At 50.6% G+C, this 17,131-nt stretch carries 11 protein-coding genes; 5 read left to right on the top strand and 6 right to left on the bottom strand.

Features of this window, described 5'->3' with window-relative positions; genetic code table 11:
* Positions 1 to 46 precede the first annotated feature (46 nt).
* The 4 genes from IC230_RS28265 to IC230_RS28250 form a co-directional block, all read right to left on the bottom strand.
* Positions 47 to 1,360 carry a DUF3472 domain-containing protein gene (locus tag IC230_RS28265; RefSeq protein ID WP_191042425.1) on the bottom strand — a complete coding sequence of 438 codons (1,314 nt, stop codon included), beginning with the start codon at positions 1,358 to 1,360 and terminating at the stop codon, positions 47 to 49.
* Positions 1,361 to 1,442: 82 nt separating this feature from the next.
* On the bottom strand, positions 1,443 to 2,894 hold the full coding sequence (locus IC230_RS28260) for a RagB/SusD family nutrient uptake outer membrane protein (RefSeq protein WP_191042424.1): 1,452 nt from the start codon (positions 2,892 to 2,894) through the stop codon (positions 1,443 to 1,445).
* A 12-nt stretch (positions 2,895 to 2,906) separates the two neighbouring features.
* Positions 2,907 to 5,921, bottom strand: coding sequence for a SusC/RagA family TonB-linked outer membrane protein (locus IC230_RS28255; RefSeq protein ID WP_191042423.1), 3,015 nt, complete (start codon positions 5,919 to 5,921; stop codon positions 2,907 to 2,909).
* Positions 5,922 to 6,046: 125 nt separating this feature from the next.
* On the bottom strand, positions 6,047 to 7,420 hold the full coding sequence (locus tag IC230_RS28250) for a Gfo/Idh/MocA family protein (protein ID WP_191042422.1): 1,374 nt from the start codon (positions 7,418 to 7,420) through the stop codon (positions 6,047 to 6,049).
* A 245-nt stretch (positions 7,421 to 7,665) separates the two neighbouring features.
* On the opposite strand from IC230_RS28250, the gene IC230_RS28245 reads away from it, so the two are divergent.
* Both IC230_RS28245 and IC230_RS28240 read left to right on the top strand, forming a co-directional pair.
* Complete coding sequence (locus tag IC230_RS28245; RefSeq protein ID WP_191042421.1) at positions 7,666 to 8,709, top strand: LacI family DNA-binding transcriptional regulator; 1,044 nt, start codon at positions 7,666 to 7,668, stop codon at positions 8,707 to 8,709.
* 74 nt (positions 8,710 to 8,783) lie between these two features.
* On the top strand, positions 8,784 to 9,578 hold the full coding sequence (locus IC230_RS28240) for an SDR family NAD(P)-dependent oxidoreductase (RefSeq protein ID WP_191042420.1): 795 nt from the start codon (positions 8,784 to 8,786) through the stop codon (positions 9,576 to 9,578).
* A 129-nt stretch (positions 9,579 to 9,707) separates the two neighbouring features.
* On the opposite strand, the gene kbl is transcribed toward IC230_RS28240, so the two are convergent.
* Both kbl and IC230_RS28230 read right to left on the bottom strand, forming a co-directional pair.
* The gene (gene kbl / locus IC230_RS28235; RefSeq protein ID WP_191042419.1) at positions 9,708 to 10,916 is read right to left on the bottom strand and encodes a glycine C-acetyltransferase; all 1,209 of its coding nucleotides are present in this window, start codon (positions 10,914 to 10,916) and stop codon (positions 9,708 to 9,710) included.
* Positions 10,917 to 10,921: 5 nt separating this feature from the next.
* A complete protein-coding gene (locus IC230_RS28230) occupies positions 10,922 to 11,884 on the bottom strand; it encodes an NAD-dependent epimerase/dehydratase family protein (RefSeq protein WP_191042418.1) in 963 nt (320 codons plus the stop codon).
* Between the two features lie 212 nt (positions 11,885 to 12,096).
* On the opposite strand from IC230_RS28230, the gene IC230_RS28225 reads away from it, so the two are divergent.
* The 3 genes from IC230_RS28225 to IC230_RS28215 all read left to right on the top strand — a co-directional run bounded on the left by IC230_RS28225 (position 12,097) and on the right by IC230_RS28215 (position 16,190).
* Positions 12,097 to 12,561 (top strand): Lrp/AsnC family transcriptional regulator, encoded by a 465-nt coding sequence (locus IC230_RS28225; protein ID WP_191042417.1) that lies wholly within the window; start codon positions 12,097 to 12,099, stop codon positions 12,559 to 12,561.
* Between the two features lie 188 nt (positions 12,562 to 12,749).
* Complete coding sequence (locus IC230_RS28220; RefSeq protein WP_191042416.1) at positions 12,750 to 14,429, top strand: arylsulfatase; 1,680 nt, start codon at positions 12,750 to 12,752, stop codon at positions 14,427 to 14,429.
* Positions 14,430 to 14,474: 45 nt separating this feature from the next.
* On the top strand, positions 14,475 to 16,190 hold the full coding sequence (locus IC230_RS28215; RefSeq protein ID WP_191042415.1) for an arylsulfatase: 1,716 nt from the start codon (positions 14,475 to 14,477) through the stop codon (positions 16,188 to 16,190).
* Positions 16,191 to 17,131 lie beyond the last annotated feature (941 nt).

The following is a 17,131-nucleotide window of genomic DNA, read 5'->3' as shown; positions in this document are numbered from 1 at the left end:
GATGTCTGCGGTTTGGAAGAGGGATGCTTTTGTAAATCGGACAGGTTTAGGGAAGTACAGCTACGTTGATGTTTGGAGACTGAGGTTGAGCGGGTCTTGTGAGATCAGTTTTGAGGGGCGTATACGTATCGAAGAAGCCACAATTCCGGAGGAAAAAGCGCTTGTTATCCTTCAGTCCACCCGCGTAATCCATCCGAAACGCTTTTTTTGCCGTATTGTCGCCGGTGAACTGGGCTTTCGTTAGTTCCTGCCACTGGCCGTCTCTGCTTCTGACCCATTGGTTCGAGAAGTCCACTTCCCGCTGGATGTTGCCTGTCTGGGGGGTAAAATTTTCGAGGAAGGAGTAAAGCGATTTCAGATACGTTGTCGTTTTGGGGCGTTTGAAACTGGCGATCAGTTGCCAGTTGGTGGCATCGGGTGCCCTGAAGTAAGCCGTGTAGGTCGTGTAGCCATTCTCCACTGGCTGACCACGTAATAGGAACTTATAGGTCTGACCGGCCACCCAGTTGTACCGCAAATAACTCTGCCCGCCGGAGCCTTCGTTGCCAAAATCATTGGTAACGACATCCGCGCCTTTTCTGTCCAGCAAAATCTTTTGATCGTCAGGAATCTGGCTGGGGTTATCCGTCTTGAACGGACTCCAGACCGAGAAAAGAATCCGTCGTTCCGTCGGTGAGTTGACCTGCATGCCGAAATAGCCTTCGCCAAAGCCGTTGGCCATGTAATACGACCCGATGATGTCGCTGCCCTTCGGTACTGTCACTTCATTATAAAACCATTCGGCCTCAACACCGTCGGGAATCGGATAGCGCAGATGCACCGACGGTCCGCGCCGACCCCAGTAAAAAAAGTTGCCCTCATTGTCCCGAACGAAGGCAGTGCGTTCATCGATAACTTCACCACTGATACCGAAATTCGTTACGTCGGCATACGTAGCGCCCGTTTTGCTAATGCCTTGCAAGACTATTTTTATGTAACCCGCTTTCGCAACGGACCATTGGCCTAGTGGATAATCAACAAACGTACTTCCCTGTACGTCAACCTCTTTCGATTGGCCCAACAGCGTAACACGTAGTCGACTTTTGCCGTCGGCAACGCGTAGGTTGATGGATAGATTTAGTGAACCTGCTTTGTCAAATCGGACATACGTCGTCACCGTACTCGCCGGGCTGGACCAGTTTGTCAAGCCGTCTTTCGAAATGGTTTTGTCTCTTTCTAATTCATTCGTTACCCAGCTATTTCCCCCGATAGGCACTCGAACCAGATTCGCTTCATGACCGGTATGTGTTTTATCGGGTGTACCGAAATGCATACAGGTCGTCAGAAACAGGCAGATTTGTATCCAGTTGAGGACGTTCATTTCAGAAAAGGATTGATCCAGGTTCGGCGTGGTCTGATTGATCAGTCCAACTCAATCAGACTACGCCGAACGCTATTCTATTTCAAAGAGGGTTCTGCTTCAGGTTTTTATTGAGTACGATCTCCGACTCTGGTACCAGATTGACCAACTGTTTGTCGTCGGGCAATACGGTCTGCTGGCCGTTTGTGGTGTTGTGGAAGCCCGGATAGTTGCGAACCAGACTCCGGTTGTTGCGGAAGATGTCGTACGGGCGGTGGCCTTCGAAAGCCAGTTCCAGCCGACGCTCCTGAAGCACTACGTCCAGCACGGTCGGTAACCCTTTCAGATCGGCTACGGTATACAGCTCCGTTCCTGTCAGGCCTGCCCGCTGTCGGATCAGGTTCACATCCGCAATGGCTTTGGCGTTGTCACCCATTTTGGCGTAGACTTCGGCCCGATTCAGGTACATTTCCGCCAGACGTAGTACGATAGGCGAACTCAGCGTTGGAATACCGCCCTGATTGGAAAACTTCGTGATGTATACTTTATTGATGCCATTCCGCTGTTCCTGCGCACCGGCGCTCGTCAGCTTTTTAACCAGGAAGGACCGGCGCTTGTCGTTCGGAAACTTGTTAACCAGGTCCTGATACTCCTGCGAGGCATACACTTCGCCCCAGCCAATGCCGCCCGGTGAGGTGTAGTACATCGACCCGATTGCACTGAAGCCCCGGTCGTCTTTCAGCGTGTGTTTGATGGCGAAAATAACTTCCCGATTCTGTTCATTTTCTAGAGTATAAAAATCAGGAACCTGCGTGGGCGTAGCAAGGGCAAACCGACCATCGGCAATGACCAGATCGGCGTACTTGAGCGCATTGGCGTTATCGTTCATGTACAGATATACCCGCGACAGCAGCGCGTTGGCAGCCGCCGGACTAGCGTAACTACTGGTGCGAACGGTTGTCATCAGTTTGATAGATCGCTGTAGTTCACTCACAACGAACGCATACACATCTTTAACCGTAGACCGGGTGGCGTTGTCATCCGCTTTCGAGTCGGTTTTAATGATGATGCCCAGGTTTGTTTCCGGACTCTGTGTGTACGGGCGACCAAACAGGCGAACCAGATCGAAATGAACCATGGCCCGCAGAAACAGATTTTCGCCCAGAATCTGGTCCAGTTCTTTCGATGTACCTTCTTTGACGGCTTCAATCACCTTGTTGCAGCCCACAATGACCTGATAGCCTTTTCGGTAAATCTGCAACGTATTACCCTGATCAGAAGTATGGCGGTACGTATAGGTCAGAAATAACGGATCGGTCGTGGTGCCGCTCAGGGTGACGTTATCGCCCGGATACTCGTTCATGATGTACAGATTACGGGTGTAATCCGAATCTTTAATGAACGTGTAATTGCCATCCGTAGCGGCTCGAAGGCCCTGTGCGTTTTGCAGAATGGCATCCTCGGCCAGACCGTTATAGGGTTTTTTGTCGATGCTGCATGCCCCCGCCAGGAAAAGGATACCCAGCAGTGGGAGACGGGAAAAATAGGATTTCATAGGTGGTGTTGCTTAAAAACCGAGTTGAACGCCAAAAACAAATTTTTTGCTGAACGGATACTTCGTTCCGACTTCGCCCGTTTCCGTTACGTCCGGATCGATACCCGAAAACTTCGTGACGGTGAACAGGTTATCCGCCGAGGCAGTCAGCCGTACGCTACCCAGCCGGGCTTTGCTAACCACCGCTTTCGGTAGGTCGTAGCTCAGACTGACGTTACGTAGGCGGAGGTAATTACCATTTTCGAGGAAGCGTGATGACGGGCGCTGAGCGTTTTTGTTGCCGCCGATTACGTATTTGGGGTGTGTTGCTACGTCGCCCGGTTTTTCCCAGCGGCTCCAGCCATCCTGCAAAGCCAGCAGGTTGTAGCGGTCATACGCACCATCGTTGTCGAACAGGTTCCGGTCGCCGTTGTAGAGCGTTACGCCCGTGGCATACGTGAAGAACGCGTTTAGCTCAAAACCCTTCCAGTTAAGCACCTGCCGGATGCCACCAAATGCCTTTGGATTGGCATTGCTGCCGATAAACTGAAGAGCGGCTTCGTTGTAGTTGTTCGTCGTCGTAACCGTACCATCGGTATTGATCTTTTCCCAGAGCGGGTCACCGGTTGGCGCATCGACGCCCGCCCACCGACGCATATACCAGCTGTTGAGGGGCTGATCCAGGGCAAACGGACGCATTCCATTGGCCACAAACGTACGATCCCCGTAGAGCGCCGTCAGCCGATTCCGGTTCATACCCAGATTAGCTTCGATCCGCCATTTAAGCGCCGTTTTTTGGAGAATATCGGCCGATAAAACGATTTCAATTCCCTGATTGCGCACGGCGCCGATATTTTCCGTAATGAACGAATACCCACTTGTTCCCTGCAAAGGCCGATTAAAGAGCAGGTTGTTAGTCAGGCGGTTATACAGATCGACGGTTACGTTTAGCCGGTTCCACAACGTAACGTCGACTCCGAAGTTGGCGTTGTTGGAGACTTCCCACGACAGGTTTGGGTTCTCGATTCGGGTAGGTGTTGCTGATGGGGTACCCGCGTACTGGCCCGTCAGACTGTATAAGCCCTGCGCGGCATAATCGTTGATCCCATCGGTAAGACCCGTGGGGCCATATCCATTGGTTCCGCTGGCACTGCCCGTGGTCCCGTAACTAAGCCGGAATTTTAGGTTGTTCAGGGTTGAGTTGTTGTTCAGGAACGCTTCGTTGGAGGCAATCCAGGTTACCCCCACGGCGTAGAAATTGCCGTATTTTCGATCACGCCCGAATTTCGAAGAACCGTCCCGCCGGAACGACGTAGTGACCAGATACTTTTCTTTGTAGCCGTAGTTCGCCTGGAACAGGTAAGACGAAAAGGCGTTATCCATTTTCGTGCCGTTGATACTCTCGGGCTGCGACGTAGCGTCCAGAATGGTTAGCCCCGAGAAGATTCCCTTGCCCGTTGCGCCCAGTGATGAAAATGCGTTCGTCTGATACTCGTACCCGGCTAATCCATCCAGGCTGTGGCCACCCTCAAAGCTGCGTCGGAAGCGTAACAGATTAGACGTCAGTAAGCTATAAACACGGCTGTTGTAATTCGTAAGGCGGCCCTGTACGTCGGCGGCCGCATTTCCCCGCAGGTCCTGGCTGGTCTCGGTGCCATAAAAACTGGTTTGCGCCCGGTTCGTGGTTGAGAGCGAAAGCCAGGGCAACAGGTCGTATTCGGCTTTCAGAAGCACATCTCCCGCCAGCGTGTTTTCTTTAAATGTGTTGAATTGCTGATTGTAAATGAAGTTTGCATTGTCGCGACCGTACCATTTCTTGGCTCCAGTGATTGGGTTATACGGCACGCCATTGTAATACGGATCATCGTAAGGCAGGTATGTATACGCGCCATAGAGGGAGCCGTTGCTGTCGTCGTACCCCCGCGTATACGTACCGGCGCTGTTCAGACTTACCCGAAATTTTTCGCTGAGGTTATGGCTGAAGTTGAGCCGTAAACCAAACCGGTTTAACCCCGTTCCTTTCAGAATCCCATCTTCCTGATAGTAGTTGCCGCTCAGAAAGAAACGCGTTTTATCGCTGCCACCCGCTGCGCTCAGTTCGGCCAGTGTATTCGTCGCCGGACGAAAGGCCTGATCGAACCAGTTGATGTTGGCATTGGCTTCGGGCGCAGGCAGATAATCGTTGACGTTGCTCGTAGGACGATCGCGCTGAAAAACAGCTTTTTGCAGGTCATACAGTTCCTGCCCATTCATCAGACGGAAATTACCCAGACTTAAGTAGCCAACGCCTTTGTTCAACCGGGCCGTAATCTGGGCTTTGCCGGAAGTGCCCCGTCGCGTCGTCACGACGATTACGCCATTAGACGCCCGCGCACCGTATAAAGCCGTAGAGGCTGCATCCTTCAGGACCGTAATGGACTCAATATCGCTTGGGTTGGGAATTCCACCAATAACCCCGTCCACGACGTAGAGCGGATCAGAGTTAGCCGTTAACGTACCGATCCCCCGGATAAGCACTTTGGGCGGGGTGCGAGGGTCGCCGGAGCTATTGCCGACAAACACACCGGCGGCTTTGCCCTGTAGCAACTGCCCGACGTTATTGGACGTTACGTCTTTCAGTTCTTTCGCACTAACGGCCTGCGCGGCACCCGTCAGGTTTTTCTGCGTCGTGGTCGTATAACCGAGCACCACAACCTCGTTCAGACTTTTGTTATCGCTGGACAGTTTTACGTCGATGGTCGTCTGGTTGCCCACCGTGATTTCCTGTGACGTATACCCCACCGAGCTGAAAACCAGGATTGTCGCTGGCGTAATGCCTGTTAGTTGATAGCGTCCGTTGCCGTCGGTCGTGGTTCCCCGCGACGATCCTTTGCTTACCACGTTGACCCCTGGTAGACCTTGGCCACTTTCCGGATCAGCCACGGTTCCGCTAACGGTGCCTGCGGTTTGCGCAAAGGTAGCCACGGTCAGCAAAGCCAGTCCGAGCCCGAAAAGCCAGCGCGCCGACTGGCAATACCTCGTTTGTAATCGTGTAAAGGTGTTATTCATAGAAGTAAGTGGTTGTATAAGAGAGCTGGAATTAATAGGGAGGTGGGCTTACGGTGTTTTTTCATTCTCGCCGGGTTTTAACGGCAGCGGCCGACCGTCCGGCGAGAATGAAAACTTTTAGCGAATCAATACACTTCGTTCAGGCCAAAGATGGGCTTGTTGGTCTTCCATTTTCCGCGGGTGAAATCCGGAATATCGACGGCTTTGCTTCCTTTGGCGATGCTTTCTTCCGATAATGGACTGATGGCACTCCAGGCCGCTGCGTCGTACACGTCGATTGGGGGAGCTACCTGATTTTTGATCGATTCGATGAAACCACGTAGTACGAAGAAGTCGATGCCACCGTGCCCCGCGTTCTGAGCCGTTTGCGCGTGCTGTTTCCAGAGTGGGTGGTCGTATTTGTCCTGATAGGGCGCAAAGGGTTCCCACTGGTGCGGCTTAGGGCTGACACCTTCCAGGTAAATCGTATCGCCGTCGTCCATCCAGATGCCCTGCGTACCCTGCGCCCGGAACCCCAGCGAGTAAGGACGGGGGGAGTTGGTGTCGTGAATGATAACAATATTCTCGCCATTGGCGCATTCGACCATGGTTGTTACGACGTCGCCCAATTTAAAATTCACTTTCGCGTTGGGGTGATTGGCCCCACCTTTGTCCACGACGTACTTGTGCAGGCCGCGGCTTTTGGTCGCCATCGACGTTAGCCGCACGAACTGATTGCCCCGGTTGATATTGAGCCAGTGCGCTACGGGTCCCAGTCCGTGGGTAGGGTAAAGGTCGCCGTTGCGATCGACAGAGTGCTGTGTCCGCCAGTGCGCTTCCGAGAAACCTTTCTCGCCAAATTCGGCACCAACGCCACGGGCTGTGCCGTCGTTGAATTTAATGTTACGCAGGTCGTGCTCATACCCGCAGTGTGCGTAGGTCATCTCGCCAAACATCCCTTGCCGTACCATGTTGAGAATCGCCATGACGTCGCGCCGGTAGCAGACGTTTTCCAGAATCATGCAGTGCGATTTGGTTTTCTCATACGTATCGACCAAATCCCACGACTCTTTTAACGTAACGGTTGCCGAAACTTCCACACCCGTATATTTGCCCGCTTTCATAGAGGCAACCGCCATTGGCGTATGCCATTCCCAGGGAGTAGCAATCACGACGCCATCGATGTCGTCGCGTTTGAGCATGTCCAGATACGCGTTGTCGCCTTTCGTGTAAGCGGGTGGAATTTTTCGCCCCGCTTTCTCGATCATGGCGTTGGATTTGGCGATAGAGTCGGGCGAAATATCGCAGAGCGCCGTAATTTCCACATCGGGCCGGTAGAGGGCCTGCTGAAGATGATTGCGTCCGCGCAGGCCAACGCCAATAAAGCCTAACCGCACTTTTGATAGTGCCGGTGGCTGATTGCCCGCCTGCGCTACGTTACAGAGAGAAGGCATAAACGGTACAGCAGCACTGGTTAAGGCTGCCGTTCGAATAAAGGAGCGACGAGAGGTGAGAGACATGAGTAGATCGGGATTTTTCGGAATGGAAAAGTCTGATTTTGTTGACTTTAGCCTTAAAAGAATGATTGAAATTAGTCGAACTGGTCGCTATAATAAAGAGGCTGGAACAAGCGGAATCAGTAATTGTGCCCCAATTGGCCTGCGCAAACGTTTGTCATACCCTGTGCAAACGTTTGTCTAAAACAGAAAATAATTTCGAGTTTATGGCCTAATTGGCTATTTTGTAGAAGCGATATAGCCAACTGATGAAAGAAGCGATTACAATTAAGGAAATTGCCCGTCGATTAAAGATCTCGCCATCTACCGTTTCACGAGCTCTTCAGGACAATCCACGGATTGGACAGAAGACGCGCGAAGCTGTACGTGAACTGGCTGCTCAATTACGGTATGCGCCCAGTCAAACGGCCAGAAACCTCCGTAGTGGGAAAACGGGCGTGTTTGCGATGGTTTTGCCCGAAATTCGGGAGAATTTTTTTTCGGAAGTTGTGAATGGCGTCGAAGAGCTGGCATTTAGTCATCACTATACCGTTGCGCTGTATCAGTCGCACGATTTGTTTGATCGGGAACAGCAAATACTTTCCATGCTAGCGCGTAATCAGGTCGATGGCGTGATGTTGTCGGTTGCAAAAGAATCCCAGCAGTTCGGGCATATTCAGGATTTGATTGATCGGGGTATTCCGGTGGTTTTGTTCGATCGGATACCGCCCAAAATTGAGACCCATCAGGTGGGCTGTGATATGGAGAAAGGGGCGTATGAGGCTACAAAGTGGCTGGCCAGTCGTGGTTTCGGACGTATCGCCCTATTGAATGGACCCCATGCGCTGGTAGCCAGTGAAGATCGGTATCGGGGGTATATAAAAGCTCTGCTGGAGGAAAAGCTGCCCGTGGAAAGCGCCCTGGTGAAACGAGTCGATTTGACTACGGATGATACTTCTCAAAAAATGACGCAGTTGTTGACTACCGCCAATCGACCCGATGCGGTGCTGGCCTTTAATGATTACGTAGCGCTGGACGCTATGCAGGTTTGCCGAAAAAATGGCCTGCGAATCAATGAAGACATTTCGTTTGTCAGTTTCGCCAATCTGCCCCTGACGGCGTATATGGACCATTCACCCCTGGCCTCGGTTGAGCAGCACCCCTACCAGATTGGCCGAAAAGCCGTTGAGATTCTGCTGTCAATTGTTGAATCTACACCAGATGATCAGGACAATGGTTTTCAGCGGATTATGCTGGATCCCGAATTAGTCATACGAATGCGGCAGGGTGATTCATCGAACGATTCACGTTGAAATAAGGTTATGAATCGCCTGTTTCGGGATGCGTAACTAAGCCCGAAGCAAACTTAACTTAACGAAATTGCCAGATGGATTTACAAATCGACGGTAAGGTTGCCTTTGTCAGTGGCTCAACGGCTGGCATTGGCTATGCCACTGCAAAACGGCTTTTAAACGAAGGCGTGCAGGTTATTATCAACGGACGGACGCAGGAGGGGGTTGATAAGGCCGTAGCCGAATTAAAAGCATCGGGTAGCAATCAAAACGTATCGGGCATTGCGGCCGACTTTTCAAAGCAGCATGAGGTGCAGCAATTAATCGATCAGTTGCCGAACATTGATATCCTGATCAATAACGCCGGAATCTTCGAACCCAAGCCCTTTCAGGATATTCCCGATGAAGACTGGTTTCGGTTCTTTGAGGTAAACGTATTGAGTGGTATTCGACTCGCCCGGCACTGCTTCCCTAAGATGATGGCTCAGAATTGGGGGCGAATTATCTTTGTTTCCAGCGAATCGGCGGTGTTTATTCCTAGTGAGATGATCCATTATGGCATGACAAAAACGGCCCAGTTAGCCGTGAGTCGGGGGCTGGCCGAACTGACAACGGGAACAAACGTAACGGTCAATGCTATCCTGCCCGGACCAACCAAATCAAAAGGTGTTGGCGGTTTTATCGACGATCTTGCGAAGGCCGGTAATAAGTCGGTGGGTGAGGTTGAAGAGGATTTTTTCAGAACCATGCGCCCAACCTCACTTATCCAGCGCTTTGCATCCGTCGATGAAATAGCCGACACAATTGCGTACTACGTTAGTTCGCTGGCGTCGGCTACGAATGGAGCCGCCATACGCGTAGAAGGAGGATTAGTCCGGTCGATCCTATAAAAAGTCAGTGTGCCTGATTGTTAACGCTATAAAAAAAGCGGCCCCGGTGAAGACGGTTTGTACTAATTCGGTTTTAAGAAACCTCACAGGGCAGGTTCTGAACCTGCCCTCACGAAGGCAAACTACGTCTTAGCTCACTTCCTCACTCACCTTAATGACGCCAAGTTCCTGCCCAACTTTGGTGAACGCTTCCACCGCTTGTTTCAACTGGTCCATTTCGTGCCCGGCCGAGATTTGTACCCGAATCCGCGCTTTGCCAGTCGGGACAACGGGGTAAAAGAACCCAATCACGTAAATGCCTTCTTCCAGAAGCCGTGCTGCAAATTCCTGCGCTAACGGCGCGTCATACAGCATGATTGGCACGATCGGGTGCTCACCGGGCAGAATATCGAAGCCCGCGGCTGTCATGGCTTCGCGGAAGTAACGGGTGTTCGCTTCCAGCTTATCACGTAACACCGTGGACGCTTGTAAAATGTCCAGTACTTTCAACGAAGCACCCACAATGGCGGGCGCTAACGTATTGGAAAACAAGTACGGACGTGAACGCTGACGTAACAGTTCAACGATTTCTTTGCGAGCCGCCGTGAAGCCACCCGAAGCCCCACCGAGCGCCTTGCCGTACGTACCCGTGATGATGTCGATACGTCCCAGTACGTTCCGGTATTCGGGGGTTCCGCGACCAGTTTTACCTAAAAAACCGCTGGCGTGGCACTCATCCACCATCACCATCGCGCCGTACTGATCGGCTAAATCGCAGATCTTGTCCAGTTGAGCAATGGTGCCATCCATCGAGAAAGCGCCATCCGTAACGATTAACGTCCGACGGGCCGACGAGGCTGCCTGTAACTGAGTTTCCAGATCGGCCATGTCGTTGTGTTTATACCGGAATCGTTTTGCTTTACACAACCGAATCCCGTCGATGATCGAAGCATGGTTTAGCTCGTCCGAAATGATGGCATCTTCTTCGCCCAGAAGGGGTTCAAAGACACCGCCGTTGGCGTCAAACGCAGCTGCATATAGAATACAATCTTCGGCTCCAACGAACTCAGCCGTACGTCGCTCCAGCTCCTTGTGAATGTCCTGCGTGCCGCAAATGAATCGCACCGACGACATGCCAAAGCCGTGACTGTCCAGCGTCTGGTGAGCCGCTTCGATCACATCGGGATGTGAGGATAAACCCAGGTAATTGTTGGCGCAAAAGTTCAGTACCTCACGACCATCGCGAACGGCGATAACGGAGGACTGAGGAGAAACAATTATCCGTTCGGACTTGTACAGTCCTGCTTCTTTGATGCTGTTCAGCTCTTGCTGAAGTTGGTCTTTGATGGTTCCGTACATGAGATTTATAGGGTTGAGACCAGCGGTCGATAAACCGTCGTCAGGTTCGTAATCATTTCGTGCGTCAGGCGGGGTAGGTCAAACGCCGGTTTCCAGCCCCAATCCTGCCGGGCAACCGAATCATCGATCGTTTTGGGCCAGGATTCCGCGATAGCCTGCCGAAAGTCAGGTTTGTACTGCGTAACGAAGTTCGGGAAATAGGTCTGGATGGCAGCGGTTAGTTCGGCTGGGGTAAAACTCACTCCGGCCAGATTGTACGAAGTCCGCACACTGATCTGCGATTCCGGTGCTTCCATTAATTCCAGGGTTGCCCGGAGCACATCATCCATGTAGATCATGGGTAGGCGCGTATCGGCCGCAAGAAAACACTCGAATGAGCGTCCCTGAACAGCCTCGTGGAAAATAGAAACGGCGTAATCGGTTGTGCCACCCCCCGGCATGGATTGGTAGCTGATCACGCCCGGATACCGTAGCGAGCGAACATCCAGACCGTACCGTTTGTGGTAATAGAGCGACCAGTTTTCAGTGGCAACTTTACTGATGCCATACACCGTAGCGGGGTCCAATGGGGTTGTTTGTGGAGTGTCGTATTTCGGCGCGTGTTCGCCAAAGGCGGCAATCGAGCTGGGCACAAATACTTTTCGAATACCATGCAGTCGCGACACTTCCAGTACGTTCAGCAGCGTCTGCATGTTCAGGTTCCAGGCCCAGATCGGATCACTTTCGCCCTTCGCCGACAGGATGGCCGCCAGATGGTAAATCTGAGTTACCCGATGCCGACGCACTACGTCTGTTAGCCTATCGGGTTTTGTCGCGTCCAATACCTCAAAAATACCGGTGTCAGACGATGGCTTTCGCAGGTCAGCGGCAATGACGTGATCAATCCCAAACTGGTCCTGCAATTGCGGAAGCAGAGCGGTGCCAATCTGCCCATTAGCGCCAATGACTAAAATGGTTTCTCGCGGCATAATCAACGAATGAGAACGTATAGAAACGATAAATGAACTCCCGAAAAGTTTATTAAGGCTGTCCAGGTATTTCCGGTACAAAATTAATTTATCAGATAATAAATAGGTAAAAACAAAATAAATCCGTGAATTTTGTTGAATAATTGATACTCGACCAATAAAATTTCTTTGACGAGTTTGGTGAAAAGACACTTTGTAGAAAAATTTTCGGCATGGATGGTATAGATGATATTGACAAACAACTGCTTCGCTTACTACAGCAGGATGCCAAACTGACAACGAAGGAACTGGCTTCGCAACTTGGTTTAACGTTATCGCCTGTTTATGAACGTATCAAACGTTTGGAGGGACTCGGATTTATCAAGCAATACGTAGCGGTGCTGGATAAGGGTCTGCTTGGCCAGCCCATAACCACGTTTTGTCAGGTGTCGATGCGTTACCACGACAAAGCATTTATCGACAAGTTTGAAGAGGAGGTGCAAAAGCTGGAAGAGGTGCAGGAATGCTACCACATGGCCGGGCAAGTGGATTTTTTGCTGAAAATTCACGTCGGTAGCCTGAACGACTACCATGATTTCGTTAAGTACAAACTTTCCCAAATCGAGAATATCGGCGTATTGAACAGTACGTTCGTGTTAAAAGAGATCAAGCATAATCTGGGCTACTATATTCCTTAGGGTGTGCTTGAAGTAAGCGAAACTACAAACGCGAGCTCGGCGTAGTCTCCAGATTACCGCACCAGTCCGGCATGCTCAAGGGGTCATACCGGGGACGTAGCATACTTCAACTTGAAGTTGTTGCTTAGATTTTCGGTTTTTTTGACTTTTATGGCTTCGTCTATATATCTGGCGCTACGTATGCTCTTATGAAAAAACTGGTTGTATTGTTTTGTAGCCTCATCGTTAGTCTAACGGCGAACGCGCAACGTCAAAAACTCAATCCCAAGACAGACCAAACCGGATCGAAGCCGAACGCGGCCCGGCCGGGCCGCGTTCGGCCGAATATCATTCTGATTATGGCCGACGATATGGGCTATTCGGATTTAGGCTGCTACGGTTCTGAAATACCAACCCCAAACCTCGATAAACTCGCCAGTCAGGGAGTACGATTTACGCAATTCTACAATGCCGCTCGCTGTTGCCCAACGCGGGCGTCTTTATTGACAGGATTGTTTCAGCACCAGGCAGGGATCGGTCACATGACCAAAGAACCGGCCAATCGGATTGATTATGATTACGGGGTTTACGGCTATCGCGGAGAGATCAATCGCAACAGTGTTACGCTGGCCGAGGTGCTGAAGTCGGCCGGTTATCATACCTACATGGCGGGTAAGTGGCATCTGGGTCATGCCACTCCAGATGTACGGCCACGTCAGCGGGGCTTCGACCGATTTTACGGATTATTATCAGGCGCCAGTAGTTATCTCGACCCCATCCAGCCACGCGGTATCTGGCTCGACAACGAACCACAGGAACGCGTGCCCCAGCCGTTTTATACCACCGACGCATTTACCGATCAGGCGCTGACGTTTTTGAAAGACCAGAACGATCAGCAACCGTTTTTTCTGTACCTGGCTTTTACCTCACCACACTGGCCACTGCACGCGTTGGAAAAAGACATCGAACAGTTTCGGGGCAAATACCGCCAAGGCTGGGATGCGCTGCGGGAGCAACGTTTTCGGAAACAGGTGAAGGAAGGGATCGTATCAGAGAAGGGAGGAATTTCGGCCCGTCCGGAAATCTATCCGGCCTGGACTGAGCAGGATACCGCAAAACAGCGCGAAATGGATTACCGCATGGCTGTTTATGCCGCTCAGGTTTATCGCATGGACCAGAATATCGGCAAGCTTGTCGATTACCTGACGAAGGCCGGGAAGCTGGACAATACGTTATTGGTGTTTTTGTCTGATAATGGTGCCTGTCAGGAAGGCGGTATTTTGGGGGGAGGACAAATCAGCGATATCAACGACCCGGCTAAAGCAGGCGCTATTTCCTACGGGGCTGTATGGGCTAATGCCTCCAATACTCCGTTCAAAGGATTTAAACATGTTTCCTACGAGGGGGGCATTGCTACGCCATTAATCATTCATTATCCGGCAGGTACCACGGGACAGAAAGGTCGATTGTCGAATGCGCCGGGTTATCTGATCGACATAATGCCCACGTTTATCGAGGCCAGTGGCGCTATGTATCCGGCCGAAGCCAACGGACAGAAAATTCACCCGATTGAAGGCAAAAGTCTGCTGCCGGTGCTGACGCGGGGAACCCGCCAACCCCACGACTATATGTACTGGGAACATGAGAACATGGGGGCTATTCGATCCGGTAACTGGAAAGCGGTTGGCGTGATTGGAAAGCCCTGGGAGCTGTATAATCTGGAAACGGACCGTATCGAAAAAAATAATGTCGCCAGCGACCATCCCGATCTGATGAAGAAACTCGATCAGCAGTGGAACGATTGGGCGAAGAGCCACTACGTTTTTCCCAAAGGCACGATGAAAGACGATTTCTCCAAAGAGTGGAATTTTTTTAAGACAACGAATTAGGATAAATAGAACCGGACTGGTTCCATCAACTGAGCAAATAATGGTATGAAAAAAGGATTGTTCATCCTGTCACTTTTCCTGATGGCGCTGGCCTCCATTCTGTTCTTAGGGAGTTTCGAAAAAAAGCTACCAGCTACGTCGTCCGCCAAAGCCGCCAACAAACCGAACATCATTGTGATCATGGCGGATGACATGGGTTTTTCGGATTTAGGTTGCTACGGGGGCGAAATCCATACGCCAAATATCGACTATCTGGCCAACAACGGAATTCGCTATACGCAGTTCTATAACACCTCGCGCTGCTGTCCGACGCGGGCGGCTTTGTTGACCGGTCTGTACAACCAGCAGGCGGGTATCGGAAAAATGACCGATGCTGAAGACGAACCTGGTTACCGGGGGCACCTGACGGAAAATACCGTTACGCTGGCTGAGGTGTTGAAATCGGCAGGGTATCAGACGGCGATGGCGGGGAAGTGGCACGTATCGAATACTAACGTTCAGAAAAATCCGCAGGAGCAGCTAGCCTGGCTGAATCACCAGAAAGATTTCGGGGATTTTGCGCCATTGAGTCAGTATCCCACCAATCGCGGATTCGATAAGTATTTTGGCAATATCTGGGGTGTGGTCGATTTTTTTGATCCGTTTAGTTTGGTGAGCGGCACGAAGCCAATCAAAAACGTACCGAAGAACTATTACCATACTGACGCCATCAACGATACAGCCGTTGCTTACATCAAATCCTATGCAAAAACGTCGGCACCGTTTTTCCTATACGTAGCGCAGACAGCTCCCCACTGGCCGCTTCAGGCACTACCCAAAGACATCGCCAACTACAAGGACACGTATAAATCTGGCTGGGATGCGATTCGGAAAGCGCGTTATGAGAAAATGACTAAAATGGGGCTGATTGATCCGGCGAAAACTAAACTGGCTGAGCGCTGGCAGTCAGATCTGAGCTGGGACGCTAACCCCGATAAAGAATGGGATGCACAGGCCATGGCGGTGCATGCGGCTATGATCGATCGGATGGATCAGGGTATCGGCCGTATCATCAAAACGCTACGTGAAACGGGTCAACTGGAGAATACGCTGATCCTGTTCTTGTCCGACAATGGTGCGAGTCCGGAAAACTGCGCGGCTTACGGACCGGGTTTCGATCGACCCAGCGAAACCCGGGATGGTCGTAAAATTACGTACGATCTGAAGAAACAGGTTATGCCCGGTCCGCAAACGACGTATGCATCAATTGGGCAACGGTGGGCCAATGTCGCCAATACACCCTATCAATTCTGGAAAGCCGAATCCTACGAAGGCGGTATTCATACACCATTGGTTGCCTTTTGGCCAGCCGGAATCAAAGCGAAAAAAGGCACCTATAGCGAGCAGGTAGGCCATGTTATGGATTTCATGTCTACGTTTGTCGAGATGGCTGGTGCTACGTATCCCAAGACCTACAATGGCCATGCGATCACGCCGACAACCGGAGTCAGCCTGATGCCATCCTTCCAGGGGAAAGCGTCGCCTGGTCATGAAAAGCTGTTCAATGAGCATTTTGGTGCACGCTACGTACGCTCGGGCGATTGGAAACTGGTTTCGGCTAGTAAGGATACGACGTGGCACTTATTCAATCTGGCAACGGACCGAACCGAAACGCAGGACGTAGCGACGCAACATCCCGATACGGTAAGCCGTCTGAAAAACCTGTGGCAACAGTGGGCCAGTACACATCAGGTATTCCCTAAGCCTGGTAAGAAGAATTGATCCATTCGCTTCAGATGATTCTGTACTAACCAGAGCGTATAAGAGTTGATTAATGATTGCTTTATGGGTAGTATAAGTTTTCTTTTGCTGTTAATTTTTAAATTATTAAATAATGTGATTAACTAACAAGTATAAAAGTTTCATCGTGGGCTTTATTCGGGAATAATGTACTTAAGAGTATATTATGAATTATAAAATCCACATATATATACGTATTAAGTATTCATGGATTCGCAATCACAAAATAGAGGAGAGTACGGAAATAAGAAGCGTAAACAGTTAATGGCATTGCAAGATCCAACGTTTACGCGATGGTTAGCGCTGTATCGTAGTCAGGTTTACGAAATTTATTATCCCGCTCAGCGTATCCAAAAAAGTGAAATCAGTAGTTTGCTGGACCAATTAATATAGTGATATAACCAGCTTTTTCAGTAATTATCAATCTTCCTGTCTTCATGATTGCTGGCGATATTGCCTGTAATTCATTCTTTCCTGTCATACAAGTAGACGCGCTGACCAGGTAAGCAAACGACCTCTTCGTAATTCTTTTCTTCCACTGCATTCAGATGGAAAACGTGTCCGGCAGCCCGAATAAAGGGATGTTCGTTAATTCCACTATCGTCTGAACCTCACTCTCGCTGCAAAAGAGCACGTAGACGTAAAGGTGCAGTTATATTTTCAGGCGTATTTCCTTTTGTCACAGTCTGCTACTAGTACTTGACCAATTTAATGGTTTGCGAAAAAGGTACCACGGGTTTTAACCCGTTTTTTGGGCCAATTCCCGAACGGGTTAAAACCCGTGGTACCGGTGATACGAATTACAGTGGAGCAGTACTAGCCGATAGAGTATCGTGTTAAATAATTTTTAAATACTCCATTCATCAGGCTACGCAGTGATAATAAATGTGACCTTTGCCAACAGTAATCCAATCTACCACTAT

The organism is Spirosoma validum, assembly GCF_014699035.1.
Lineage (GTDB): Bacteria > Bacteroidota > Bacteroidia > Cytophagales > Spirosomataceae > Spirosoma > Spirosoma validum.
Note: the sequence above shows the minus strand (reverse complement) of the source record. Positions and strands in the feature narration are given on the sequence as shown.

What these genes read in the sequence shown, in the direction of transcription:
- IC230_RS28240 (WP_191042420.1), top strand. Translation starts at nt 8,784, where the DNA reads ATGGATTTACAAATCGACGGTAAGGTTGCCTTTGTCAGTGGCTCAACG.
- IC230_RS28215 (WP_191042415.1), top strand. Translation starts at nt 14,475, where the DNA reads ATGAAAAAAGGATTGTTCATCCTGTCACTTTTCCTGATGGCGCTGGCC.
- IC230_RS28255 (WP_191042423.1), bottom strand. Translation starts at nt 5,921, where the DNA reads ATGAATAACACCTTTACACGATTACAAACGAGGTATTGCCAGTCGGCG.
- IC230_RS28220 (WP_191042416.1), top strand. Translation starts at nt 12,750, where the DNA reads ATGAAAAAACTGGTTGTATTGTTTTGTAGCCTCATCGTTAGTCTAACG.
- kbl (WP_191042419.1), bottom strand. Translation starts at nt 10,916, where the DNA reads ATGTACGGAACCATCAAAGACCAACTTCAGCAAGAGCTGAACAGCATC.
- IC230_RS28265 (WP_191042425.1), bottom strand. Translation starts at nt 1,360, where the DNA reads ATGAACGTCCTCAACTGGATACAAATCTGCCTGTTTCTGACGACCTGT.
- IC230_RS28230 (WP_191042418.1), bottom strand. Translation starts at nt 11,884, where the DNA reads ATGCCGCGAGAAACCATTTTAGTCATTGGCGCTAATGGGCAGATTGGC.
- IC230_RS28225 (WP_191042417.1), top strand. Translation starts at nt 12,097, where the DNA reads ATGGATGGTATAGATGATATTGACAAACAACTGCTTCGCTTACTACAG.
- IC230_RS28245 (WP_191042421.1), top strand. Translation starts at nt 7,666, where the DNA reads ATGAAAGAAGCGATTACAATTAAGGAAATTGCCCGTCGATTAAAGATC.
- IC230_RS28260 (WP_191042424.1), bottom strand. Translation starts at nt 2,894, where the DNA reads ATGAAATCCTATTTTTCCCGTCTCCCACTGCTGGGTATCCTTTTCCTG.
- IC230_RS28250 (WP_191042422.1), bottom strand. Translation starts at nt 7,420, where the DNA reads ATGTCTCTCACCTCTCGTCGCTCCTTTATTCGAACGGCAGCCTTAACC.